At 45.9% G+C, this 25932-nt stretch carries 23 protein-coding genes; 9 read left to right on the forward strand and 14 right to left on the reverse strand.

Annotated elements, in window-relative coordinates; genetic code table 11:
- Positions 1–7: 7 nt before the first annotated feature.
- The 3 genes from NDI48_14150 to ltrA form a co-directional block, all read right to left on the reverse strand.
- Positions 8–1792, reverse strand: a complete 1785-nt coding sequence (locus NDI48_14150) for a M61 family metallopeptidase (GenBank protein MEP0832313.1) — start codon at positions 1790–1792, stop codon at positions 8–10.
- 340 nt (positions 1793–2132) lie between these two features.
- Positions 2133–2816, reverse strand: a complete 684-nt coding sequence (locus tag NDI48_14155; protein ID MEP0832314.1) for a Crp/Fnr family transcriptional regulator — start codon at positions 2814–2816, stop codon at positions 2133–2135.
- A gap of 231 nt (positions 2817–3047) precedes the next feature.
- A complete protein-coding gene (gene ltrA, locus NDI48_14160) occupies positions 3048–4847 on the reverse strand; it encodes a group II intron reverse transcriptase/maturase (GenBank protein MEP0832315.1) in 1800 nt (599 codons plus the stop codon).
- A 371-nt stretch (positions 4848–5218) separates the two neighbouring features.
- Here ltrA and NDI48_14165 point away from each other — a divergent pair, with 371 nt between their 5' ends.
- Positions 5219–5500, forward strand: coding sequence for a hypothetical protein (locus NDI48_14165; protein ID MEP0832316.1), 282 nt, complete (start codon positions 5219–5221; stop codon positions 5498–5500).
- A gap of 486 nt (positions 5501–5986) precedes the next feature.
- On the forward strand, positions 5987–6646 hold the full coding sequence (locus NDI48_14170) for a hypothetical protein (protein ID MEP0832317.1): 660 nt from the start codon (positions 5987–5989) through the stop codon (positions 6644–6646).
- 1 nt (position 6647) lies between these two features.
- Here NDI48_14170 and NDI48_14175 read toward each other — a convergent pair whose 3' ends face one another.
- Both NDI48_14175 and NDI48_14180 read right to left on the reverse strand, forming a co-directional pair.
- The gene (locus tag NDI48_14175; GenBank protein ID MEP0832318.1) at positions 6648–7223 is read right to left on the reverse strand and encodes a Uma2 family endonuclease; all 576 of its coding nucleotides are present in this window, start codon (positions 7221–7223) and stop codon (positions 6648–6650) included.
- Positions 7224–7239: 16 nt separating this feature from the next.
- Complete coding sequence (locus NDI48_14180; protein MEP0832319.1) at positions 7240–7893, reverse strand: Uma2 family endonuclease; 654 nt, start codon at positions 7891–7893, stop codon at positions 7240–7242.
- 356 nt (positions 7894–8249) lie between these two features.
- Here NDI48_14180 and NDI48_14185 point away from each other — a divergent pair, with 356 nt between their 5' ends.
- Positions 8250–8495 (forward strand): hypothetical protein, encoded by a 246-nt coding sequence (locus tag NDI48_14185; protein ID MEP0832320.1) that lies wholly within the window; start codon positions 8250–8252, stop codon positions 8493–8495.
- Between the two features lie 22 nt (positions 8496–8517).
- Positions 8518–8871, forward strand: a complete 354-nt coding sequence (locus NDI48_14190; protein ID MEP0832321.1) for a type II toxin-antitoxin system VapC family toxin — start codon at positions 8518–8520, stop codon at positions 8869–8871.
- 60 nt (positions 8872–8931) lie between these two features.
- Here the strand turns inward: NDI48_14190 and NDI48_14195 are convergent, their stop codons facing one another.
- From NDI48_14195 to NDI48_14215, 5 genes are all read right to left on the reverse strand, one after another.
- The gene (locus tag NDI48_14195; GenBank protein ID MEP0832322.1) at positions 8932–9168 is read right to left on the reverse strand and encodes a hypothetical protein; all 237 of its coding nucleotides are present in this window, start codon (positions 9166–9168) and stop codon (positions 8932–8934) included.
- Between the two features lie 17 nt (positions 9169–9185).
- Positions 9186–9410, reverse strand: a complete 225-nt coding sequence (locus NDI48_14200) for a type II toxin-antitoxin system HicB family antitoxin (protein ID MEP0832323.1) — start codon at positions 9408–9410, stop codon at positions 9186–9188.
- The gene (locus NDI48_14205) at positions 9382–9660 is read right to left on the reverse strand and encodes a type II toxin-antitoxin system HicA family toxin (protein ID MEP0832324.1); all 279 of its coding nucleotides are present in this window, start codon (positions 9658–9660) and stop codon (positions 9382–9384) included. The genes NDI48_14200 and NDI48_14205 overlap by 29 nt, the downstream gene beginning before the upstream one ends.
- A gap of 305 nt (positions 9661–9965) precedes the next feature.
- The gene (locus NDI48_14210) at positions 9966–11267 is read right to left on the reverse strand and encodes a DGQHR domain-containing protein (protein MEP0832325.1); all 1302 of its coding nucleotides are present in this window, start codon (positions 11265–11267) and stop codon (positions 9966–9968) included.
- 219 nt (positions 11268–11486) lie between these two features.
- Entirely contained in the window at positions 11487–15458 is a 3972-nt protein-coding gene (locus tag NDI48_14215; protein ID MEP0832326.1) for a magnesium chelatase subunit H, read from the reverse strand.
- A 720-nt stretch (positions 15459–16178) separates the two neighbouring features.
- Here NDI48_14215 and NDI48_14220 point away from each other — a divergent pair.
- On the forward strand, positions 16179–17024 hold the full coding sequence (locus tag NDI48_14220; protein ID MEP0832327.1) for a hypothetical protein: 846 nt from the start codon (positions 16179–16181) through the stop codon (positions 17022–17024).
- Positions 17025–17124: 100 nt separating this feature from the next.
- Here the strand turns inward: NDI48_14220 and NDI48_14225 are convergent, their stop codons facing one another.
- On the reverse strand, positions 17125–17928 hold the full coding sequence (locus tag NDI48_14225; protein MEP0832328.1) for an NERD domain-containing protein: 804 nt from the start codon (positions 17926–17928) through the stop codon (positions 17125–17127).
- Positions 17929–18092: 164 nt separating this feature from the next.
- Complete coding sequence (locus tag NDI48_14230; GenBank protein ID MEP0832329.1) at positions 18093–18590, reverse strand: hypothetical protein; 498 nt, start codon at positions 18588–18590, stop codon at positions 18093–18095.
- Between the two features lie 164 nt (positions 18591–18754).
- On the opposite strand from NDI48_14230, the gene NDI48_14235 reads away from it, so the two are divergent.
- The gene (locus NDI48_14235; protein ID MEP0832330.1) at positions 18755–20053 is read left to right on the forward strand and encodes a lipid-A-disaccharide synthase; all 1299 of its coding nucleotides are present in this window, start codon (positions 18755–18757) and stop codon (positions 20051–20053) included.
- A gap of 63 nt (positions 20054–20116) precedes the next feature.
- On the opposite strand, the gene NDI48_14240 is transcribed toward NDI48_14235, so the two are convergent.
- Entirely contained in the window at positions 20117–20500 is a 384-nt protein-coding gene (locus NDI48_14240) for a hypothetical protein (protein ID MEP0832331.1), read from the reverse strand.
- A gap of 433 nt (positions 20501–20933) precedes the next feature.
- On the opposite strand from NDI48_14240, the gene NDI48_14245 reads away from it, so the two are divergent.
- Together NDI48_14245 and NDI48_14250 are read left to right on the forward strand one after the other, a co-directional pair.
- On the forward strand, positions 20934–21608 hold the full coding sequence (locus tag NDI48_14245; protein MEP0832332.1) for a M23 family metallopeptidase: 675 nt from the start codon (positions 20934–20936) through the stop codon (positions 21606–21608).
- A gap of 158 nt (positions 21609–21766) precedes the next feature.
- Positions 21767–22687, forward strand: coding sequence for an N-acetylmuramoyl-L-alanine amidase (locus tag NDI48_14250; GenBank protein ID MEP0832333.1), 921 nt, complete (start codon positions 21767–21769; stop codon positions 22685–22687).
- Positions 22688–22745: 58 nt separating this feature from the next.
- Here NDI48_14250 and ftsH read toward each other — a convergent pair whose 3' ends face one another.
- Positions 22746–24698, reverse strand: coding sequence for an ATP-dependent zinc metalloprotease FtsH (ftsH, locus tag NDI48_14255; protein ID MEP0832334.1), 1953 nt, complete (start codon positions 24696–24698; stop codon positions 22746–22748).
- A 364-nt stretch (positions 24699–25062) separates the two neighbouring features.
- On the opposite strand from ftsH, the gene NDI48_14260 reads away from it, so the two are divergent.
- Positions 25063–25608 carry an NAD(P)H-dependent oxidoreductase gene (locus tag NDI48_14260; GenBank protein ID MEP0832335.1) on the forward strand — a complete coding sequence of 182 codons (546 nt, stop codon included), beginning with the start codon at positions 25063–25065 and terminating at the stop codon, positions 25606–25608.
- Positions 25609–25932: the final 324 nt, after the last annotated feature.

Below are 25932 nucleotides of genomic sequence, written 5' to 3' on the forward strand. Positions count from 1 at the left end.
TTTACAATCACGATTCCCAAGTTCCCAGCCACCCAGTAAAGTTCTGCCTCTGGGCATCGGAAGGCTTCTCCACGGGCATAATTTGGTAACGACTGGGTAGTGGTGCAGCTAAGGTAACGGATAATGTGCGGAGTTCTTCCTGGTGGAAAACGCTCAACTGGATGGTGTCACCAACCTTGTAATCTTTGAGACGATCGCTCAATTGTTCAGCCGTTACCCGCCAACCATTAAGGGCTAGCAATTCGTCTCCCGCATCGACTCCTGCCGCAGCGGCTGGAGATGCGGCTTCGACAAACTGGATAAGGGTTTTACCATTGTCTGCATTCACGTTTACGCCTAGGTGAGGTACACTTTCCCCTGATTCCACACTCAATAAGCGCAAACCGAAAGGTTCGAGGTACTCATCAAAGGGTAATTCATCGGTGCCATCGATGTAGCAATTAAAGAAATCGCTCAAATCTGTCTGTGCCACCGACTCGAACACATCCCGTAGTTGTTGGGGAGTAAAGCCAATTTCATTGATGCCGAAACGCTGCCACATTTGGCGCATCACATCATCGAGCGATCGCTGATTTCCATGTCGCGCACGAATGAGCAAATCCAACAAAAATGAAACCATTTCCCCTTTCAAGTAGTAGGAAATTTGGGAATTATTGCTGTTGGCATCGCGTCGATAAAGTTTAATCCAAGCATCAAAACTCGACTCACTCAGCGGCTGTACTTTACGACCGGGTATCATTTGAAACTGAGTAATTTCCTTACTCAAGTTTTCTAAAAAACTCTTAGCTTCATAAATCTTTGCTCTGAAGGGAATCACCAAATCGTAGTAACTCGTCGTTCCTTCAGAAAACCACAAAGAAGGAGTGTAATTTTCCTGTTCGTAGTTAAATTTTTCTAGCGCTTTTGGTCGAATTCGCTTAACATTCCAGAGGTGAAAGAATTCGTGGGCGACTAATTGCATGAAGCGGTTGTATTTCTCCTTCGCCCGAAATCCGAAGCGGGAGTAATTCAACGAACAGGAATCCTTATGTTCCAAACCGCCGAAGCCGCCAGAGGAGAGATGCAATAGAAACAGATAGCGGTCATAGGGTAAGCCCCCAAATAACTCGGCTTCCACCTCAATAATCTGCTTCGTGTTCTCTATAATTCTCTCTGGGTCAGCGTTTCCCTGTCCCCAGATGGCGAGTTGATGGGATTTACCCAATACTTGAAAGTTATAAAGTTGCTGAGAACCAATTTCAAACGGGCTATCGACCAGGGTATCGAAATCTGCCGCCTCGAAGGTGTTGGCTTCTCCAGGAAGCGATTGCAAGGGGGTCGTAACCTGCCAATCGGGTTTGGCTGGTATAATATTCACCCGAATTGGTTGATGTTCCCATCCGGGGATAAAAAAGAACAGCGCCGCCCCATTAAAATAGCCATGAGTGGCATCTAAATGATTCGTTCGCACTGAGAGTTCATTGGCAAACACACGGTAACGAACAGTAATTTCTGAGGTATCTGCCGTCTCAATTTGCCAGTGATTTTTGCTGATTTTTCGTGACAGCAAACGCTGCCGTTGGTCACCCGTGTCAGCAGAAAAGTCTTGGAGATGTTTCGCATACTCCCGCACTAGATAAGAACCTGGAGTCCAAACAGGCAATTTTAAATCCAGCACAGGTTCCTGCCAGCCTGTCACGAAAAGCGTCACCTCAAATAGGTGCGATTCTGGCTGAGGCATCGCCACCTGGTAGCGGATTGACGGTGCGGTGCTGAGTAAACTGCTGGGGCGAACGGTTGTTGCTTCTGTCATTTCGGCAAATTATGGGGCAAATAAGCAAATGGCGATTAGCTTTTAGCGTAGCAGTGGTCAGGGATCGATTGCCTGGGGAGGGTGGATACTCCCCCACCCTGCCGATTCTGTTCTCACGAGGGATTGAGGGATGCGAATAAGTAGATGCACCTAATTGAAATTACAGGTAAGACGTAGGGGGTGCTCAGCCTGTGCGTAACGCAGCGAATGGTCAGGTTTTAGGCCGTTAAGCTGGCGAAAAGAGCATTTTACAGACCATTGGGAAGTCTTGAGTGACGGCTTTTTGCAGAACCGGATGTTCCAAGATTTAGCCACACTATTTTCTCGCCCATTGCCCCGTCTACACACGTCCTGCCAAATGAGCTAGTTGCTTAATATTGAGCAGGCACAGTGTCTGATTTTCCGGGTCAATGTTAATCCAGCCCTTACTATCGAGCTTGTCCATAATTTTGGCGGTATCGTCGGCGCTGATGTCTGAAATATCTGCCAAGTCTTTATAGGAGAAGTTAAAGATTTCTGTGCCCTTTTCTGTGGGTTCACCGTAGTTTTCTGCCAAGCTAACCAGCGTACTGACTAACTTGACGGCGGGTGGCTGATGGCGTCGTTGCAGGCGGATGTTGGTTTGGCGTAACCGCCGCACCATCAGTTGCAACATCCGGTGGTGTAATTGAGGGTCTTTGAACAGGGTTTGAATGAAGCGTTGGGCAGAGACGCTGAGTAATTTTACGTCAGAAAGAGCGAGAACATCGGTTGAGCGGGGAGATTCATCGAGAATGGCCATTTCCCCAAAAAAATCACCCTGACCCAAAATTGCTAGAGTCACAACGTTTTCTCCATAAAGGCGTCGTACTTTGACCCAGCCGGAGACAACAAAGTAAACTGCGTTGCCCCAGGCATCTTCCATGAGAACCGCTCTCCCTGCCGGATACTCGTGTTCTACTACAACCGACAGGAGCCATTCTAATGTCTCTGGGTTAGCCGTATTAAACAGTGGGAAAAGCTCATTAAAAGCTTTAGTCTGCATGAAAGGTTTTTAAAGATAGAGTCTGAGGATGCAAGAGCCGTGACAGTCAAAAACTAGTGTAATGCTATAGAAGATTCCCAGCCTCAGTACCAACTGAGTTTTGAATCAACTACGGCTGGTCGCTATACTGGGAAACATTAAAGTCGGCGACTCTCTCACGAGAGCCGCTGCTCTCCAAAACCGTGCTTGAGACTTTCGCCTCACACGGCTCCTCAATGATTTGGTGTATTGTCAAACACACCTCATTACCCAATTCCCGTTGACCATTTCTAGTTTTCTGGGGGGCTTAGGCTCGGCACTGTTACAGCCGGATTTGTTGCCAAAACTACCATCTCTGGTGGTTTTTATGTCGTGGCAATGTCTGTGAAGGAGCTGCCAATTGTCGTATTTATCCTTTCCACCTTGCGATTTTGGGATTTTATGGTCAATCTCCATCACATCTTCCTCACGGAAGTGTAAATTGCACCTGGTGCATATCCCTTTTTGTTTCTTCAAGAGCATTGCTACTCTCGTTGGCATCTCAGGGTTTTCACCTTTTCTTTTGCTCCAATAAACTAGGTTTCCGTCGTATGGAGACGCTTCGCCTTTAACTTTTACATGACGAACTATAGGAGTTTTGGCATGGTCAAGTAACCGGAGGGGGTTATTTCCCTCCCTAGTCGCGAAGACCCAGTTATCGCCGCCTATGGTTATCCAATAGCGCTTAACCACATCCCCCATATTCTTTTTGGGGTGGCGGCGTTTTGCCCAAGCGCGAAGCTTTTGGTACATGAGATTATCTAATTCTGCGTAAGTTACCTTGCTTACTACAGTTGAGAAGTAATTAGACCAACCCCTAATGATTGGATTGAGATGTTTAATAAGCGCCGATTGGGGCGCTGCCTTATGGCGGCTAATTACGTCCGCAATTTTGTCGTAATGTACCTTTACTTTCTCTTTACTTGGGGTGATGATGGTTTTAATGCCAAGTAATTCTCCGTGTGTATTTTTACCCGTGTGGTACTTACCTACAGAGAATTGGCGTATGTTGAAGCCGAGGAAGTTAAATCCCGGCTTCTCATTTTCCACCGGATTAAGGGTGTGAGCCAATCGGGTCTTACTGGGCTTTAGTTCCAAACCCATGTCTTTTAACCAGTCAGAGATAATCACCTGACATCCTTGGACTACGGTTATGTCTTCGTGGAGAATAACGAAGTCGTCGGCGTATCGGATAAGGCTTACGCTGAGTTTTCTATTAATTAGGCTTATACCCAACTTTAATGACCCAACGTATTCTTTTATCCGTTCTTCCATCCCGTGGAGGGCAATATTGGCAAGTAGTGGCGATATGACGCCACCTTGCGGTGTACCCTCGGATGTGGGAAACAGCTCTTTGCCATCCATTACTCCCGCTTTTAACCAAGACCTGACTTGCCGTCTTAGGGTGGGGAATGTATTTAATTTTGCGAGCAGTTTCTCCTGGTCGATGCGGTCAAAACATTTTGCAATGTCGGCGTCAAGCACGTATTTCGATTTGACGTTGATTGCCTTGAAAATTGATCCAATCGCATCGTGACATGACCTACCTGGTCTGAACCCATAGCTATTAGGTTCAAATCGCGCTTCCCATTCTGGCTCTAGAGCCAGTTTGACTAGCGCTTGCAAGGCGCGGTCTTTCATTGTAGGTATTCCCAAGGGTCGTTTCTCTTCCGTTCCGGGTTTTGGAATCCATACTCTCCGGGTTGGACTTGCCTTGGTTCCCAGGTGTAATTTATTTACAAGTTCAAGACGTTGCTTTGGGGTCAGGCTTTTTTGCCCATCCACTCCTGCCGTCTTTTTACCTTGGTTGTCCTGGGTCACTCTACGAACCGACAATGCTCTTGCTGACCAAGATTTCATCAGCATCTTTTGGAGTTTGCGAAGTGCTTTGATATCACCACGATTAGAGGCTTGATAGATTCGCTTTTGGAGCTTAAACACCCGCTTTTCCAGCTTTCGCCAGTCTATCGAGCGCCATTCCACCATCAGTTGTTTAGACCGTGTTTTAGACATATTTACTCTTAATTGGACTCTATCTTCCAAATCACCGTGGGAACGTCAGCATATCCAGGGCATTACCCCTGGCATTCGCTTCTTTCCCAATCTCTCCTACCCGCTGTATACGGTTAGCACCTGCTCTCGGTATTCGACCTCCGAGAGAACAAACGGGAGGTTACTTCGTTCCAAATGACCATTCTGTGTACCTTTAGAGTGACACTATTCGCCGGGTTTATGGGAAGTGCTTGTTGGTCGAGTAGGTAATCGCCAACTCCCTATCCTTAACCTTTTGGTTCCAGCCTATCAGCCTTATTTGGCTGGTTTGGAATAGCGACGATTCAATCGTGTCTTCAAGCCGAGGCTTTTACTCATGGGTACTTTGCTCGATGGGTACCGGATTAGGCTTCCAGTATTGCCACCTTTTCACCCCGCTTCAGGCGTTGATGGCTAGTCGCAAACCTGGGGGTGATGCTTTCACTCCTGCACCTGGAGGAAGGGTCTTGCACCCTCATGGTCATTCAGTTATCGTGGTTCTGATGGCTTGCGCCTCATTTACCAAGTTCGTCATCCCTAAGTATTGCTACCTATTTCGACGAAACGAATCGCACCCCTACGCTTCCATTACACCACACTACAACAGCAGTACCCAACTTCCCTTAGTTGGATAGAGGCGAATGCCTCTTCGCTCAACCAGGTTTGACGACTATCGATGTTTCTCCTGCGATTGGCGAGAGCGTTGCGAGTAAAGCGTACTCCGTTGGAGTAGCCGAAGCGTCGCGCAGCTCGCACTTTGGGGAACGGAGGCGCGTTTGCGTAGCTAATGCGCTACGCCCATGCTACGCAAACGCCTTAGCGAATCGCATCCACTAACATAGAAAAGCGATGTTCCCCTAGTGTACCCAGGCAGAAATAACCCACCAGTTGGCAACGGGGGAACTCTCGAAGCTCTTGGAGCAAGCTTTTAATTTAATCCTATTGAAGTGGTGGAAAACTTTTTCTGCGTTGCACTAGTCAGACATCATAAATCAGTTGGGTGGACTACTACGCTGCTTTCGCTAGCTAGATGGGCATGACACAGAAGTAGCGATACAATTTAAAAATCTACAAAAATTACTCAAGAGTTTTACGATTGTGCAGTCATCGGTCTTTTAAAAATGCTGAAAAATTTATTTTTTAGGCGAAATAGAAAAATCAAAAAAATTCTTAATACTAAGATTATTTCAATAAATGAAATTGAAGAAAGATATGCTAATTTGTGCCTTAAAAACTATGGTCTTCCTCTAAAAGTTAAGGATCGAGATAAAGTTCAAGTTATTTTTCCTAGATTAACTCCAAAGGGGGATGTAGAGTACATTTTTTCTTGGCATAACCTAGACGATGTGGAGATTCCTGAGGTTGAAATAGATCAAAACGATATAAAACTGAGAGCAGCAAAAGAGTTAGCCCCTCTCATCAAGGAACACTTACAAATCGATCAAGAGATTTTAAGTCTTGAAGAGCAATATCAAAAAGTTAATAATTTAGCAGATTTAGTTTCAACTTCTGAACTGTACTCTAGTCAACTGGATATATATGAAAGGGCTATTCTAGAGATAGAAAATTTATTAAGAAAAGCAGAGCAATTGCAAAAAATATACATTCATCTCATTAGAGAAGGTTTAATTGGAATTCAAGTTGCTGGATACAACCCTGACAATATTCGAGACAATAGGTTAGCTTTTGATTCGCAATATAAAAGAATTAAGGAAGAGTACCAATACATGAGAGATGCAGCAACAGCTTATCAAGAGCTGATGCGTCAGCAGGGTGAATAAATTACCAGATTGAGTCAAGATTTAGGACAAATCCAGGCAGAATTTTTTCTCCTGAAAGGGTAGCAGGAGATTCAAGCACTTCAACCTCTTGATTAGGTCTATAAATTTCTACTTTCCGAGTTTCTAAGCCAATTAACCAACCCAATCTAGCACCGTTATCTCGGTACTCTCGCATTTTATTTTGTAGCCGTTTTAAACAATCAGCAGCAGAGCGCAATTCTGCTACAAAATCAGGACATACTGGCGCAAATCTTTCTTTTTGCTCCTGAGTAAGAGCATCCCATCTGTCGCGCTTCAACCAAGACGCATCAGGCGAACGAACCGCACCATTTGGTAGAGTGAAACCCGTAGAAGAATCGAAACCAATTCCCAGCCTATCATCACGATTCCACATCCCAAGTTGAGCCGTTAAACTGGCATTGCTGATGCTAGTTGTACCGCCAACAAGAGGCATTAGCACTAATGTGCCATCAGCATTACGCTCAAATCTAATAAGTTCGTTCTGCTGACATAGCTGGAAGAATTGCTCATCAGTTAGGTTAATAACCGAGTTAAAGTTGACAGTTAAAGCAGACATCAAGTGATTCCTCTACCTACTGGCTTCGTAACTGTTGCCGCACCCATTCCCTAAATTCCCGCAGCCTAGCATTCTCACCTTTTTGAGGGTCTAGTTGTATAAATTGTGTAACTTCTTTTACTGGAAACGACCCAAACGCTAGACTAGTTTCAGATTCCACATAACCTGTATCCGTCAGAATATTGACTGTAAGTTTGCCCTTATGCCAACGCCAAACCTCTGGCACCTTTAGTTCAGCGTAGACTGCCATCTTATCGATTGATGAGTGAGTTGCATCGATCTCAATTGCTAAGTCGGGTGGTGGGTCAACTGTAAGGTCGATTTTTAACTTGCTGCGAACTAAGGCTTCGTTTTGAATATAAAAACATTCATCGGCTTCTTTGCCAGCCGTTTTGGGTTTTGAGCGCCAAGTAGTTGATTTCAACCCCCGAATCTCCAGTCCCAGTTCTTCAGATAGCGCTGCTACTAACCGACCAAGTGTCCAGCCATATGTTTCATGTTCTGGTAGGGGTGTCATCAGTTCTAGAGTTCCCTTATAGTAAGTCATGCGAAGACCTGGATGCTCTGCAAAGACATCTAGAAGTTTCTCATACATTTCCCAACTGATGTCATTCAAGACTAGATGGGAACCTATCGTTGGTGATGTTGCTGGGGTTAGGGTTTGAGCCATGATTCAATTTAAGTCTGTATCTGCCTACAACTTTAAGCTAATTGATTGGGCTTGTGGTTTAAGTTCTGGATATGGTGCGTTAGCGTAGCGGCGCTTCAGTGTTTCACATCTTGGGGAAAATAGACGCGATAGCACTTTGGGCAAGATACACGCGATCGCTTTCCTGTAAGTGTGCTGCTCCCCGTATATATTGAACTTAGGGCATTGATGCTAAAGAATATGTCAATCAGGAACGAGATTCATGGAATGGATAGCCCAGCTACAGGGGGCTGACACGGGCTTTGTTGTGCCATAGTTGAACCGCTTAGATACAATGCATAATAAATTTAGGTTTAATTATCAGTTATACTCGTGAGATGGAAACTATTCGTCAAGTAGTTCAAGTAGGCAAAAGTCGCCAAATTCAACTTACTCTACCTGAGAGTGTGGAACCGGGTTTAGTAGAAGTTGTGATTGTTGTGCAACCTCTCTCAAATCAGACAAAATCAATCGATGATCGCGCTCAAGAAAATCAAATTGTAGAGCTATTTGGTTTTTTGCCACGACGGGTAGATCCACTACAATTCCAGCAAGAACTGAGAAAGGAGTGGGATAGATATTGATTATCTACTAGATACAAATATCTTGATTTACTATTTCAATGGAGAGTTGGCTGTCCGAGCGATCGTTGATGAAATCCGCTCTGGCGATGCCTTAGGATTATACTGTCCTATTACTTGGGTGGAGTTGCTATGCTACCCTGGTTTGAGTGAGATTGAAGCCAATCAAATACGACAATTATTGAGAGAGCTTACCTATGTACCCCTTACAGAAGCAGTTTTAGATCGTGCTGCTCAAATTCGTCGTGATTATCGGTCGATGTTAGCGGACGCTTTAATTGCTGCTTGTGCTTTGATTGAGGGATGTACTCTGGTGACTCGTAATATTGATGATTTTAGACGTATTGATGGGTTGATTCTGTTGAACCCTTTTGATTAGGATGAGCGATCGTACTTTGGTAAAAATAGACGCGTGAAGCGAAGCTATCGCGTTAGCGAATCACATCCACGATACTCCAAACGCGATCGCACCTTGGGAAAGATAGACGAGATCGCATCCACCAACACAGAAGCACGATCGCACTTTGGCAAAGATAGACGCGATCGCATCCACCGACACATAAAGGCGATCGCACTTTGGGCAAGATAGACACGATCGCATCCACCGACACATAAAGGCGATCGCACTTTGGCAAAGATAGACGCGATCGCATCCACGATACAGAAACGTGATCACACTTTCCTCTTAATCAATTAGGCGAACATTAAGCGACCTTTCGGTTCAGGAATCGGACGCCCTAACTCCTTGGCAGTCTCAATCCACTCTTGCATAATGATTTCTACATTTTGCACAGCTTCTTGATAAGTTTCCCCATCAGCAGCACAACCCGGTAACTCTGGTACCTCAGCAATAAATGCTTGGTCTTCTTCGCTCCAGTATAGGATGACCTCATAACGCATCATCATCTTGGGCATCATCTTGGCTTACCAATTTGTACTTCAAAATCACTGCTCGGACTTGCTTAACCTGATAGGCTTTACCTTTGGCATTTTTGGGTTGCAGATTCAGGATTTCTTCGACACCTTCTTTGCTAAAAATGTGATGACTACCGTTAATCCGCTCGTCAAAGCCAAGTTGGCGTAGGCGTTGACACATTGGAGCAAAGGGGATGTTGGCATCTGAAGTCCCACTTAGGATTTTGGCTAAAAGTTTGTCTAGTTGACTCATTAAGGTTTTTCATAGTAATTAATAGATAAATATATAAGTACATTGTATCCAAATATTGTGTAGTTATACCAGAGAGTTTTTGATTTTTTGTGTAGGGATCACCCGACTTTCGAGTGTGCCAATCACTACACTTCATACCACACAGATTAAAAAGCCGTCGCTCATCCGTTACTTCAATGATCGGGTTGAGGTAAATGGTTAGGGCATTCATCGGTGATCGCATTCTTATAACTTTTGCAGGGAAGCAAAGTGCTAGTACTCCCCTGCAAAGGCAGCTAAAGTTGTGAAGGTTGCAATCCAAGTAGCTAGGCTGAAGCCCCTACAGGTTCGGATGCTACCTCTACTACAGGCTTGGGCAACGCCTTTAGCTCAACATCCGGGTCATTAATGTCGATACCATTTGCAAGGTTGTATTCCCGATGAACTGCCTCGATTTCTTCTGCTGTCATCTTGTCAGCAGCAATGAGATAGGCGATCAGTTTTCCTCCCAAATTCTGTGCCTGTTGCGCCCTAGCCATCGTTCCGCTAGGAGTTACAAGTACGTTTGTCCAAATGTCTGAAGACATCCCCCAGTCAATTTTGTTAGCTCGTTGCACGGCTTCACAAAGGCTGAGACGATTGTCCCGTGTTGCAGCAATCAGACCTTTGAACAAAGCAATTTGTGGAGCTGACTTGAAAAGTAGTGAGTACGGCTGGTCTTCCTTACGCATCTGTGGAATTTGGCTACTGTCCTGTAGTGCCTCTTGGTAAGGCTGTAGCCCCTCTAAAATAGTATTCCAGAACTGTTCAGCCCATTCATAGTATTGCTCAAGCTCCTCTTCTGACGGGCGAGAAGTTGGATCAATTGGCACACCCTTAGCTGGGAGAATAAGCTTTACAGTCTCGTAGACAACGCTGATAGTCGTCAGCTTTATGCTTCGTGCCGCCAGAGTATTACTCTTCCACTCAACAATCACATCACTGCTACCCTTTGCCTTTACACCCAGTGGCGCTCCATCGCTCAGAAGCTTCCGTGCAATAATGGCACTACGGTCATCCTCACTAGTGATAATGTTGTCACCTCGACTAGTTGGTTTAGCATAGCGATTAACCTTATTGAAGATGCGCCTGGTTTTCTCGTTGCTTTCATGATTAATGAAAATGACGCAGACATCATCCCTTGGTACTTCCTCGCGACACTCTCCATTGACCTCACCGTTGTAGACCATTTCGAGGGCTAGAAGTCGGTGCTGACCATCCAGCATGATCAGAGAGCCACCGTCAATTGTAATGACACCAATATCATCTGCTACTGATTGGTAGGCTCGTGGAGCCTTGTTAGATACCCAATCTTTGATGCTGTCAAAGTAAATTTCTCCCTTGTAAACCAAGACTATTACCGCGCCGAAGAAGCGATCCTTCGCTTCAGCAATATAGGGAGCAATCTGTTCCCTAATTCGTGTCATGTCTGGTTCGCGTTGCAGCCGATCCTCAATGGTCATGGTTGTCCACTCATCAAGTTCCTTTGCTGGACGTACCCCTTGTACCAGATCACGAACCTTCATGGTTGCTTGGTAAAAGTCAGTGTTACCCATCTGTCCCTTTATACAGGGAATGACTAAAGCCATTGATTTTCTCTAAAGAAGATTGAGTTTGAGCAAAAATAACCTATTTGTTTTCGCAAACAACAAGATTAATTACTGTCTCATCTCCTAATGTTTGCACAAACAATAACAAATAGTCAACAAACATAACTGATGTTTTTGCAAACAACAGCCAATCAAGCCCCTATAAACGCGGAAGGCACGGTCATGCCGTGCCTCTCACCCTATTTATGAAGTATCAACCTACTCAATTCCTTCAATCCGATCCTCAACCTCCTGATACAACTCGCGCAACATCTGCAAATTACTCTCACTCGTCTCCCAATAACCCCGACCATTCACTTCCAGCAACGTCGATACAACCTTGCGGAAGGAATGAGGATTTAGATTCATCAACCGCTTCCGCATTTCTTCATCCTGGATAAACGTGGTATTCGTATCCTCGTAAATCCAGTTATCGACAGCACCAGCCGTTGCAGACCAACCCATCGTATTCACCAACCGCTTCGAGAGTTCCCGCACTCCCTCATACCCGTGACTCAGCATTCCCTCGTACCACTTGGGATTGAGTAGCTTCGTCCGCGCATCCAAACGCACGGTTTCCGAAAGGGTGCGGATTTGGGCATTTGCTGTTGTGGTATCGGCAATGTACGAGGCTGGCGTCTTGCCATCTCCTCGCAGACTGGCGACAACTTTGGTGGGGTCAGAATCGAAATAGTGGCTGACATCTGTCAGACTAATCTCGGCAGAATCGAGATTTTGGAACGTAGCATCAGCGGTTTTCAAGGCTGTCTCAAAAATCTGCCGATTCTGTTCCATCGTGCCTGGGTTGTCGGAGGTGAAGGCAAACGACTTCCGTGCCAGGTACATATCCTGTAACTCAGATTCGCTTTCCCAAGTGCTGTTTTCTACTGCCAGGTTGATATTAGAAGAGTAGGAACCCGAAGCATTGGAGAAGACGCGAGTTGCCGCTTGCCGCAGATTAATCCCCATTTCCTCTGCCTGTTGCATCGCGTGTTTGCGGACAAAGTTCATCTCCAAGGGTTCGTCCGCCTCTGCTGCCATTTTCACCGCTTGGTCGAGGAGGTTCATTTGGTTGATGAACAAGTCGCGGAAGACGCCGGAACAGTTGATCACAACATCAATCCGAGGACGCCCCAACTCTTCTAAGGAAAGCAATTCTAACTTGTTCACGCGACCTAAGGCATCGGGTACAGGTTTAACCCCCACCATCCACATAATTTGTGCCAACGATTCCCCATAGGTCTTGATGTTATCTGTACCCCAGAGGACACAAGCAATGGTTTCAGGCCACTTCCCGCCATTTTCATAGCGTTGACGTTCCAGCAGGCGGTCTACCACAATTTTGGCTGATTTAACCGCCGCCGTTGTGGGGATGGATTGGGGGTCGAGGGCGTGGATGTTCTTTCCTGTAGGCAATACATCAGGGTTGCGGATGGGGTCGCCACCGGGTCCTGGGAGGACGTACTCGCCTTCCAGGGCTTTCAGCATTGCCCCTAGTTCGTTATCCGCCACGATTTGCTGGAGGCAGAATTCCAAGTACTCAAACAACGGTTTCAGCGCTTGTTCGTCAACCTTGGTGTAACCTAATTGATGCATCGCTTCAATCCAAGGCTCTTTTTTGCCCATGTTGAAGAAATTGAGCTTGGAGACTTTGGATACCCGACCATCTGCATCGGCTTGCGCTTTCACCAAGGCGGAGACGGCTTCACGAGTTGTCAAGGTAATCTCTTGCAACAATTGGACATCACTTAAGACGCCTCTGTCGTTATTGGTGTAAATTTCATCAATATCGCGCCCGATACTATTGGCGATAATCCGAGGTAAACTCAGGATTTCCTCTTCAGGACGGTCAAGTCCAGCAATATTGACTAAAGTTGCGATCGCTTCTTCCGCTGTTGGTGGTTTGCCAATCACATGCAACCCACAGGGCAGCAAGCGCGATTCAATCTCCATCAGCTTTTTGTACACCAAGCCTACCACCGTATCCCGTTCCTCTGCGGTCAGCCCACTGGCGTCTTCAACTAAGTCGATATCCTTATCCAGATTCACCAAGCGGCACTTATCCATGATGGTGTTCACAATCGGGATACCCCGCCCCGTATCTTTCAGGGTTTGGTAAGACGCAATTAATTCACTCAGTTCCTTCAACCCCTTGTACAACCCCGCATTCTCAGCCGGGGGTGTGAGGTAGGAAATCGTTGCAGCATAACTGCGGCGCTTGGCAATCGTCGCCTCACTGGGATTATTCGCGGCGTAGTAGTAGAGATTGGGGGTGGAACCAATCAAGTTATCCGGGTAACACGTTCCCGACATCCCCATTTGCTTACCGGGCATGAATTCCAGAGAACCATGAGTTCCGAAGTGCAGTACTGCGTCAGCTTTCCAGATTTTTTCTAAATAGGTATAGTAAGCGGCAAAACCATGATGGGGGCTGGCAGAACGAGAGAACAACAACCGCATCGGGTCGCCTTCGTAACCAAAGGTGGGTTGAACCCCGATGAAAACATTACCAAATTGCTTGCCGTAAACTAAGAGATTTTGTCCATCACTATTTAAATTTCCCGGAGGTGGCCCCCAGTTTTCTTCCAACCGTGTTGAATAAGGGGTAAGTTCTTCATACTCCGGCACTGACATCTTGTAGGCAATATTCAGTTCGGGAGTGGCATATTGCGCTTGGGCGTCGTGAATCACCTGTTGCATCAACGCCTCGGATGATTCTGGCAAACCTTGGACATCGTAGCCGTTGTTGTTCAGGGCTTCCATCAGTTTATAGATGGAACCAAACACATCCAAATAAGCGGCTGTTCCCACATTCCCTTTATCTGGCGGGAAGCTGAAAACAGTGATAGCAACTTTCTTATCGAGTTTGGGTTTGCGGCGCAGGTTAGCCCATTTTAAAGCACGCTGGGCGATCGCTTCGATGCGGTCTTGGAGTGCGATCGCTTTTCCGGTTGTCCCATCTCTACCGGATAAAATAATAGGCTCGATCGCTCCATCCAATTCAGGAATGGCAATCTGCAACGCCACTTGAATCGGGTGCAAGCCTAAATCGCTATCTTCCCACTCTTCTGTGGTTTGGAATACTAAGGGCAGTGCCACCATGTAGGGGCGATTCAACCGTTTTAATGATTCAATCGCTTTAGGATGGTCTTGCCGTGCGGGGCCACCCACCAAAGCGAAACCTGTGAGCGATACAACGCCGTCCACCAAGGCTGTCGGTGTTTTAGCGGTGGATTCGTAGAAGAAAGCATCGACCGGTTTGGAGAAATCTAGACCCCCGGCAAATACAGGAATCACACGAGCACCCATAGCTTCAAATTCCTGTACGATTGCTACATAGTGAGCATCATCCCCTGTAACCAAGTGGGTACGTTGCAACACTAAGCCAATGGAGGGGGCTAGGGGGTCTTTTAAGTCGGCAGAGATGTCCTTGCGGCTACTGTACCAGTTCAGATACTCCTTGACATCCTCAAACATGGTCGGAGCCAAGGGATGCCAAATGCCCATATCGGGGTAAACCACTGGCTCATTGAAGCTCAGTTGACGCCCTTTCAAGACATACTTATCAGCGAGCATCAGCAGGAAGTTCTCCAAGTTATCGGAGGAACCACCCAGCCAATATTGGAAGCTAAGCATGAAGTTCCGGGCATCCTGCGCCTTATCCATCGGTAGGTACTTCAGGACTTTGGGCAGGGTTTGCAACAGCTTCAGCATCCCGTCTTGGAAGGAGGAACCGGATTTCTCCTTGCGCTTTCGCATGAATTGGGCGATCGCACTCTTGGATTGACCCAGTTGCGCCATCGAGAAGCTACCCAATTTATTAAGGCGCATCACCTGAGGCATGGAGGGGAAGACGATAGCCGCGTCAAGGTGATCGCGGTGCGGTTCTACTGCCGCCACCACCTTATCCGCTAAGTCTTCAATAAAGATGAGTGAAGCAATAAAGATATTGGCTTGGGCAATATCCCGCTTAAAGTCCTCATAGTTTCCGCTGTCGCGGAGTTCCTCGATTAAATAGCCACTAATTTCAACCGCTAAGTTGGGATTGTTTTGATTGATTGATTGAACAGCGGCTGATAATGCACTCTGATACTGTGGCTCTAGCACGACATAGACCACCTTAAGCAAATGACGCCCATTCAGGGCACCGGGGGTAATGTGTCGAATGGTGGACTTGACGTGTGTGAACATGCTACTTTCGCTCCTTATGATGCGCGTTCTCTTCTCATCGGATGAGTGCTGAGGAGTGAGCGATCAGTTGAGTAAGGACTCACTCTTCATTGCTCAGTTTTTGTATAGGCAACATTAGTGTTTGTATCAAAAAATGCTTACCTGATGGCGGTTTGAGCCTTCATCTGACACAATTCGATAGGAATTTTGAGATATTTGTTTACAAATCTTGACAATATATGAAGTGGTTACTTAAACTATTTGTTTGCAAAAATTAATATGAAATATTTTGACAAAATCAGTTAAATATGTATTAATATTAGGCTCATTGACCATAATGTGTTAAGTTACGTTAAGAGGCGCTACAAATAGAGGCTTTGGGTCAGTTCTAGTTCTGATCTCCTTGGGCTGTTAGCTCTAACCGCCATGCTTCATTAGCCAGACCCGTTGATAAAACTGCTCGTCTGTCAGACCTACAGCAGGGGGTACTTTCAGCGTTAGAGTTTCCATCGGTAATGCGATAGCGCAAGCGCTGCTGCAAGCAGATCGCTAACAGAGTTCATTTTCTTATGGACGATTCGAGTTAGGCGATCGCTACGCTTGATTCATCTATTCAATCGTAGGGTAAGAGCGATCCGGGTTTGTATGTTAAGGGCTACAAGTATGCACAAGGTTTATGGAATCAAGTCGAGGCTCACTGAAGGATTAAGCATAGATTTGGACTTGAGGTGAAATTAACTTATGAAAACTATCCTAATTTCAGGGCTGACACTAGCGTTAGCGACCGTATGCAGTTCTCCCCCACCCTCTGCTGTTCAATCTTCAACCCGTCAAGCTACTCTATCCCCAATCAATACAGTCAACAGCAATCAGAAAACCTTAGTATCACAGGGTGCTACTCAGCAAGTATCTCAGCCTCCAATCTTCAGGAATTATTCAGCAACAGAAAAATTTTCCGGTACACCTGCACCCGTAAATTTAACCAGCCATCCTCAAGCCAGAAGATTCCGAACTGTATTGCAACAGGGAGCAAAAAAAGGACCTAATTTTGCGGGTAAATATACAGTTGTGACATGGGGATGCGGCACAAGTTGTCAATCAGTTGGCATTATTAATGCTAAAACAGGCTCGGTTTATATGTTAAAGAGTCCGGCGGAAGCAGGGGTTAAGTTTCAGCTTAATAGTCGGCTACTTATTGTTAATCCGCCAGAAAATTTCTCCGCAAATGAACCTGACCGGATGAAAACTCGCTACTACCTCTGGGATGGTAGACAACTCAAGCAAGTTTCTGCGTCAACTTCTGAAACTCCAGCTAAGAGGGAAAACCCCGCCGTTGCCACCGTCAAAGGTATGGTTAATGGGGACTTAATGTGTTACGTCAGTCTAGTCGATGAAAACAACATCAAGCATGAAGTTGGTGCTACTTTTGAGATTTGTGAAAACCCAAATAGATTCTTAAATCAGAAAGTACGCCTCTCTTATAAAAGAGTTTCCGTTAATGATTGCGAAAGTGCTGAACCTTGTGGCAAAAATCGAATAGAGTCCCTCATTATCAACATGGAATTACAGAAAAACCACAGAAAATAGAGTTTGCGACCTAACCCTCCAGAAAATAGGATGACTCAAAAGTTGAAAAAAATGGAATCGGTGCTAATTGTAGACGAAGCATTCCTTACTCACACCTGAGCTAGCCTCTATCTAATCTCAAAAGCTTGCGTAACAACGATTCTTTCTTGACAACATAAACATCTAGTGCTTTATTATTCACCGTTTCAATGCTTAATGTTGATTCAGAAAAACAGAGGAGCGGTGTGACACTGCGTAACCGCTTCATAGTCTGAACTGCCAAGGCTTGCGCCATCATTTGCTGAAGGAAATCTTGCTCAAAGTGAGAAACTCCTTTCCAATCCCGGCGCTTCAATATACCCTCATCAAAAAACACCTCACCTCGATAAGACTGAAAACTAACAATAAAGTGATTATTATTAGGAGATTGCAAAAAAACATCCACTTCCCCTAGGTTAGGAATCGGTAAATTGTAAGTCATCTTCCATCCGTGCTGCTGCAAATCGCTTAACAGGATGTCGATCGCATCTTCGCTTTGATTGTTCGGCGCGACTGCATGTGGCGTTTGTTGCATTCTAACGTTCCGACGTGCCGAACTAGGCAGTTTGGACGCTCTACGATTTTGAACAACTGAACTGGGGGAGGGAGTCGTTGTCGTAGTCTTAATCTCTGGAGTGTATGACAACAAGAGTTTAAATCCCTGGATTACAAACGGCACGGAACAGACTCCAGCTGCAACCATAACCAAGATGGCCTGTTCATAGAACAGAGGTGCAATCCAAAAACCGATCAACAGGGTAAAACCCGCTTGAGCAAATTGTATTAAAGCGTCATAACGCCGCTCTTGGGCGGCTGTTTGATTGGAGTTGTCAGTTGGGGATGGGGCAAAAAAAGCGAACACTCTCTCCTTAATTTTTTTGAACATATGCCTCTCGTTCAACCTCTGTTCGGTGCCGTCTTGTAAGAGTATCTTCTTTAGTATGGCAAGGCTAATCAAACAAGCCCAACAAAAAGCCGCCCTGGCAATCTCCAAAGCGGACGTGTTTTATCTATGGATAATAAGTTAGGGGAACAGAGGCAATCTTCTCATCATTCTCCGCCTACACGTACACTAGCCGCTCTAGCACCACAGCGCCTGCCATTAGCCATTGTGTCATCTGGAGTACTACAGTTAGCAGCCCCGTCATAGTTTGAGGCACCAAATCTTGTGTTACCAAAGATTTTTTCGTTAGCGTTAAGTCTAGCTGCTCCTATAGATGTACTAGCGGATTCTTCAGATGAATTATTTGAACGTGAATTGGACTGGGTGACACCGACAAATACATTCGTTCCACTAGTGTCACCTTCGTTGCTATAAAAACTAGAGCGATTAGACGCGCTAGAAGAACGAATAGGTTGACCCATAGAAGTACAAAGCCCTGTTAAATCTAGCATCGAGCCACTCGGCTGTTCCATGTAGCAGACAGGATTAGAATCTTTTGTAGCCGCTGAATAGATAGATTCTAAGGGAACCGCACCAGCGATTGTTGGCACAGAAAAAATAGCCGCAGTGGACAAAATAGCTGATAGACTCAAGAAGCGATTCACGGTGGTAGTGTCCTTGTCAACGAAAACTCTGAGCGTGTATTTCTTTGCTCTGTTTTCAGTTTCCTTGAGCCATATTTGCTTAAACGTATACGTAATGTATAAGTTGGTGTATGAGTTGAGCCGTACATTAAAAAAAAGTGGTTAACGACACCTAATTCCTAACGATGCAAGCGGCAGACATTTTAATTCTCTCAAATGGCCCCGGTGAGGTGACAACCTGGGTGCGTCCTGTGGTCAAAGCCTTACGCCAACAGCTAGGAGATGACCGCTTGTTAGTCCGCATCTCCGTGGTTCTGTCCCCTTGTGCCAATGGGACGGGGAAAGAATCGGCGATCGCACAATCTTATCCTGAAGTAGACCGAGTTCAGAGTGCCGAGCATTTCTTTCCTTTTTTGCTGTCGGGAAAAACAGCCCAAAACTGGGACTGGCGCGACAAAGGTGTGGTTGTCTTCTTAGGCGGCGACCAGATTTTCCCTGTGCTGATTGGCAAGCGATTGGGGTACCGTACCGTTATCTATGCCGAATGGGAGGCGCGGTGGCATCGTTGGATCGATCGCTTCGGCGTCATGAAACCAGAAATTATTGCCACAGTCCCCAAACACTACAACGACAAATTTACAGTCGTTGGGGATTTGATGGCAGATGTAGGATTACAGATTAGTAGGTTGCAGGTTGAAACTTCAGACTTGCCTTCTAACCTTCAACCTTCCACTGAACTCATCGGATTGCTACCTGGGTCAAAACCCGCCAAACTTATGCAGGGCGTACCTTTGAGCTTAGCGATCGCCCAATTTATCCACGCACAACGACCTCAAACTCGCTTTGTCATTCCTGTTGCTCCAACGTTGGATTTTTCAACCCTTGCTCGTTTTGCCAACCCGCAACAAAATCCCCTGATTCAACAGTTGGGATGGGGCGAGGCTAAACTGATTTTTCCAAATCCTGATACTCAGGATAAAGCATGGCTCGAAACACCCAGTGGTTTGTGTATCGAACTTTGGCGAAAGTTTCCCGCTTATGATTTATTGTCTCAGTGTCACCTGTGTCTGACGACGGTGGGAGCAAATACGGCAGAGTTAGGTTCTTTAGCCGTGCCCATGATTGTCTTGCTCCCCACCCAACAACTCGATGCCATGCGTGCTTGGGATGGGTTGCTGGGAATTTTAGCTCGCTTGCCTGGAATTGGGTCTGGTTTAATCAGGATAATTAATGTAATTATGATTCAACAAATTTTGCGCCAGAAGCGGTTATTTTCATGGCCTAATATTTGGGCTAAAGCAGAGATTGTGCCGGAATTATTTGGAGCAGTTCAGCCGATTGAGGTTGCACAATTTGTAATTGATTATTTAGAGCATCCAGAAAAGTTAGAGGAGATGCGATCGCGCCTTCGTACTGTTCGGGGGCAACCAGGGGCAGCAGAGAAACTCGCTCAACTGGTTCGGGAAGAACTTGATCAGGATTGAAGGTTGAAGGTTTTCTATCTAACTTTCAACTTGTCAACTTTTAACCTCTCCCTAGACTAACCCCTAATTCGACTGCCCATCCCGACGCCCTAATTCATAAACACCACAACCGATACAAGCCAGAATCCCCATACTAATCGCCCAACTGCGACCGAGACTGAGTTCAACACCCCAATTACACAAACCTCCCGCCATTAAAAACGGTACGATACTGAAAATTGAGGCATACAAAGCATTTTGAGCTTCTCTACCCTGACGAATGTTTTCAATTTCCTTAGTTGAGGCGTAAAGGGAGGCTTGAGCAACGGTGAACCAGCGATTGAGTTGCTCGATCAACCATTGGCTGAAGGATGAGAAGCTTAAATACAGTGCTAGTGCCCACAAGGAGGAACCCGCAATTAACGTAGCATCCAGGGTGAACTTAAAGGGAAAAATATTAGTCAGCATGGGTAGAACGAGGGTGGAGATCAGGAAATTTACAACGATTCAGGTATCTTAACAAAAGTACAGATTTGAAGAAATACCAAAAAGGTGTGAATTTTGGGTTATAGGGATTTTTTGGAACCCTCCGCTGCTTTGAGCGTCTTCCCTGAAGAAGCGTCTTCCTCACAACTCCTCAACCTCACAATTCGGAGCAAAAGGATGACAAGGCAGATTCTTAGAGATTAAGATCCTGCGAAGAATTAATTCGTGACGGTAAAAGCCTATCCACTGAACTTTCACAACTCCCAAAAACAGTAGAGGCAGTTTCAAGTATTGCATCGGGTGTCAGCTACTCTAGGAAATCTGCCACGAACTCAAAATGTGAAGAATAGTTACTACATTCTTGCGTGCGAGTTACCCCACTGATTAATTCATCAAGCAGTAGAGAAGTAAACAAATGCAGCAAGTATCTAAGCCTTACCAGAGACCAAACAGCAAGAGAGCAAATCGACGCTTGCTACTTTTGGCTGTGCTGAGTCTCATCAGTGTGATTACACTAGGAGGGCTGTACAAAGATCAGGTGAGAGCCTCAGAAGCGCGTGCAATCCAGGTAGCGAGTATCAATTCCTGGCAAGGGGGTTCTTTTCCTGTCGAAAACTTTCAAGCTTACACCTCTGGTTTTGGCTACCGACGCTCTGCCACAGGAGGCGCAGGATGGGAATTGCATCGAGGCTTAGATATCGCCGCTCCGGAAGGAAGCTATATCCGCAGTTGGTGGACGGGTCAGGTTATTGAACTTTCCGATCATACGGCCTGCGGCACCTCAATTAAAATTCAATCCGGAGAGTGGACGCATGTCTACTGTCATATGAAAGGACATGTTGAAACTGCCGAGGGTCGTCGTTATTTGATTGATCATAGCGGTGGTCTTCAAATCTGGGAAGGTCAACGGGTGCCATCGGGAGCCAGAATAGGTCGAGTGGGAATGACCGGTCGTACAACTGGCCCTCATCTACATTGGGGGATGAAATATGCTAACCAATATGTTGATCCAGCCTTAGTTCTTCGGGCTATGTACAACCAACAATCTAACAGTGGTGCGGTGGCAAAGTACAAAAATCAACGGGATTAATTTCACTGTTCGATTTGGGAAATATTGTCTCTGAATTGAGTGCTATCCAGGCAGAACGCTGAATTGTGTAAAGATTGTCAGAGAAACATTTATTTTCTCTAACAAACTGAACTGAACCACAACGGTTCAAAGCCTCTAGAAATTTAACGGTAATTTCAATGAAATACGGAATAGATATCGGTCATAACTGTCCTCCCGACACTGGAGCCAACGGCATTCGGCAGGAAGATAAGCTAACAATGGAGGTCGGGACACGCGTTATCTCCAAGTTAAAATTGCTCGGTCATCAAGTGATTGACTGTAAACCAAGTCGTGCTAGTAGTGTCGGCCATTCTCTTCAGCAGCGATGCAATATCGCGAACTCCAATCGAGTGGATATTTTTGTTTCGATTCACTTTAACTCATTTAATGGGCAAGTGAATGGAACAGAAATTTTTACAGCCAGTGATACGGGCAGACGGATTGCTCAGTCTGTTTTAGAGAATATCGTAAAGCTGGGCTACTTCAATCGAGGGGTTAAAAATGGGTTGCATTTGTATGCTATCAGCAATACAAATATGCCAGCTATTCTGGTTGAATGCTGTTTTTGCGATTCTCAAACCGATATGAAGCGGTACAATCCTGATGCTCTATCCGATGCCATTGTTAAAGGATTAACCGGACAAACTGCGCCGAATCCAGATGAGGCTGAAAAGAAAACAATTCTAGACCTACAGAAAGCCTTAAATCGATTAAAAATTAGAGATGATAACGGTAAATCGTTGGTAGAAGATGGCTCTTTGGATAATGAAACTAAAGCTGCTATCCGAAACTTTCAACGAATGGTCGGTATTACTGAAAATGGAATTGCTGGGCCGACTACATGGCAAGCGATCGATCAGATATTAGCGAAGCCTGTACTCAGAGAAAATCACGCCGCAGGCACCACGGTTAAATACCTTCAACATCGACTCAAAGTTGAGGTAGATGGGGTCTATGGCGTCGTGACAGCCACGGCTATTGAGGTGTTTCAGAAACAGCAAGGCTTAACGGCGGATGGTATTGTGGGGCCACAAACCTGGGATAAATTGTTTGGTTAAGACAATAGCGATGGAAAAGAAAAAGGGAAAGATATTGCCTTTATCTTTCCCTTTTCCATCATCCAGAAACTACCAGCTTTTCTCCGTCCAATTGCTTGTGTTCATTCATAATTTCAAGCAACTGGTCGCCGTCAATTGTTTCTTTTTCAATTAACAGCTCAACTAAGTAGTCAATAACTACGCGATTTTCGCGGATGATTTGGCGAGCTTGCTCGTGGCACTTTTTGACAATTTGCTCGACTTGTGAATCAATCTTGGCGGAAATCTTCTCAGAGTATTCTGAGCGCGTGGACATCCAGCCACCGAGAAAGACTTCGTTCCCTTGTTCTTCCAAGGACAGAGGGCCTAAATCGCTCATGCCAAAGCGGGTCACCATCTGCCGTGCCAAGGAGGTCACCGTTTGCAAATCACCACCTGCCCCGGTTGTCACTTCGGCGTCACCAAAGATTTCTTCTTCTGCTGCTCTGCCACCTAAAGCGGCTGTGATCCGATCGCAGATCTGAGAGCGAGACAATAAACCTTGTTCTTCACTGGGAGTAAACCAAGTGAGTCCACGAGCTTGTCCACGAGGAATCAGGGTAACCTTCTGTACGGGGTCATGGTTGGGCAAGAGGGCACCGATCACCGCATGTCCAACTTCGTGGTAGGCAATCAAGCGTTTACTCTTGCTATCCACCAGTGGGGTGCCTTCCATCCCTGCTACAACCCGGTCAATGGCGTCATTAATCTCTAGCATCGTCACCGCCTCTTTACGGCGTCGGGCGGTGAGAATCGCGGCTTCGTTGAGCAAATTAGCTAAGTCAGCGCCTGTAAAGCCAGGGGTACGACGTGCGATCGCTTCTAGGGAAACGTCAGGGTCGATCTTTTTGTTGCGGGCGTGGACTTCCAAGATACCCAGCCGTCCTTTGAGGTCGGGGGCATCCACAATCACTTGCCGATCAAAGCGTCCGGGGCGCAACAAGGCGGCATCGAGGACATCCGGTCTGTTGGTGGCGGCGATGATGATAATCCCTGTATTTCCCTCAAAGCCGTCCATTTCCGTGAGCAACTGGTTGAGGGTTTGCTCTCTCTCGTCGTTACCACCCCCAATCCCCGCACCCCGCTGTCTACCGACTGCATCAATTTCATCAATAAAGATGAGGCAGGGGGCGTTTTCTTTGGCTTTTTTGAACAAGTCGCGGACGCGAGAAGCCCCCACACCCACAAACATCTCGACAAATTCACTCCCCGAAATGCTAAAGAAAGGAACTCCCGCTTCTCCGGCTATCGCTTTTGCCAAGAGGGTTTTTCCTGTACCTGGAGGTCCCACCAGCAGCACTCCCTTGGGAATTTTTGCCCCAATCGCCGTGAACCGTTCGGGTTGTTTGAGGAAGGTAACGACCTCTTGCAGTTCTTCTTTGGCCTCTTCAATACCGGCGACATCATTGAACATCACGCCGGTTTTCGCTTCCATCTGGAACCTCGCCCTCGATTTCCCGAAGTTCAAGGCTTGCCCCGAACTGCTATTCGAGCGACGCAGGATCATCATTAACCCTGCCAGTAACAATAAGAGTAAAAACAAGTTAGCGACAAGCCCTAGAGCTGCTGAGTTATCGGTCGTGGCTTCAACATCCAGCTCAACTTTTTTTTCACGGAGTTTCTCAATCAGTTCTGGATTTTGATCGAGTAGATCCACTTCTAAGGGGGGGTCGGTCTTTTTTTGCCCTAGCAGCCTGACTTTTGCCGTCCTCGTCCCTGGGTCAAGTTGGACTCGCGTGACTTCGTCTTGGTCAATTTTCTCCAACAATTCCCCATATTTGAGCGATTTTTGTTCTGTTTGCTGTGCTTGGACTGGGGTGCCTAACACAACCCCTTGAATCAGGAGTACACTAGCCGCAAGACGCCAGAAGTTGACGGTCGCGGCCTTTTGCTTGTGGTTGGTCGAAACACACTCGCGTGTCCCCTGTTCCTTTGCCAAACTTCTTGCTGGTTTATGTCCCATCCATGCCCTCATCCAGGAACTGTCTTTCATCACAATTTCCTTGTGCGTCTTGCCTTAACTCAACTCCTGTGTAAACCGGCGTTACCTTTCAGTTGAAGTCTCTTTCCAATTTCTAGTTTAACTTTCTCAATTCTCGCCGTATCTGCCTTGGGTTGACTGATCTTCACGGTTGTACAGGGTCTGTGCGGGTTAGTATAAGCTCTGTTTGACGAGGTTGAGCTAAATTCATTATATTAAACGTAGTCGAAATGACTTCATTTTAAATTCTGAACCTTTGAGGTGTATCCCCTACTCCCGAAATTTATATTTATCTCTATAGTGAGAGGAATTTAGCAGACTTAGTGACTAGATTAAGCCGATTATTTTAGATGTTTGAGTAAAGAGTGTTATTAACATGGTGAAAATTGTTGGAATTGGCGGTAGTTTGCGATCTGACTCTACAAGTTATCTTGCGCTAGCTCTAGCAATCCAGCGCGTGCAAGCGTTAGGAGCCTCTACCGAAATACTTGACCTACGCCAGATGCAACTCCCCTTTTGTACGGGTGGCAATGATTATCCAGGCTATCCAGATGTGATTCGATTACGTGAAACGGTTCAGGAAGCGGATGCTTTGATTCTGGCTTCTCCAGAATATCACGGTAGCGTCAGTGGGGTTTTGAAAAATGCCCTGGATTTGATGAGTTTTGATCAGATGTCGGGCAAAGTCACGGGTTTGATTAGTGTATTGGGCGGTCAGCATAACAGTAATGCCCTGAATGACCTACGGGTGATCATGCGTTGGGTACATGCCTGGGTAATTCCAGAGCAAATTGCAATTGGTCAATCCTGGAAGGCGTTTGGTGAAGATGGCAAAATTTTGGACGAAAAACTCTCGCAGCGCTTCGATCAGTTTGCTCAAAGTTTAGTTGAAAATACCCGCAAACTTGGAGGGATTCCCTAACTTCAAGCTGCCAAAGAGCAATCGTCAAGAGTTCAGGATTTTAGGGGCTAGGGAAATACCTTGCCCCTATTCAATGTCAAATTTCTATGACAATTAAACTCGGTCTCTATGGGTATCTTAGAGAAGTATTCATGGTCGGCGAGATCGCTTAAGTATTAATGAAATTTTCTAATTCTTTGATGATTGCATCTATCTTAAGAAATGGTTTCTCCCAAACACCGATTTCTAACCGCCCGTTTAGACCAGGCTGGCATAAATAACTATCCAGTTGAAAAAGGTTAAACAGCTTACTGTACAAACTTTCTTGCCTTCTGCCTTCTGCCT

The organism is Microcoleus sp. AS-A8 (assembly GCA_039962225.1).
In the GTDB taxonomy this organism is placed as follows: Bacteria; Cyanobacteriota; Cyanobacteriia; order Cyanobacteriales; family Coleofasciculaceae; genus Allocoleopsis.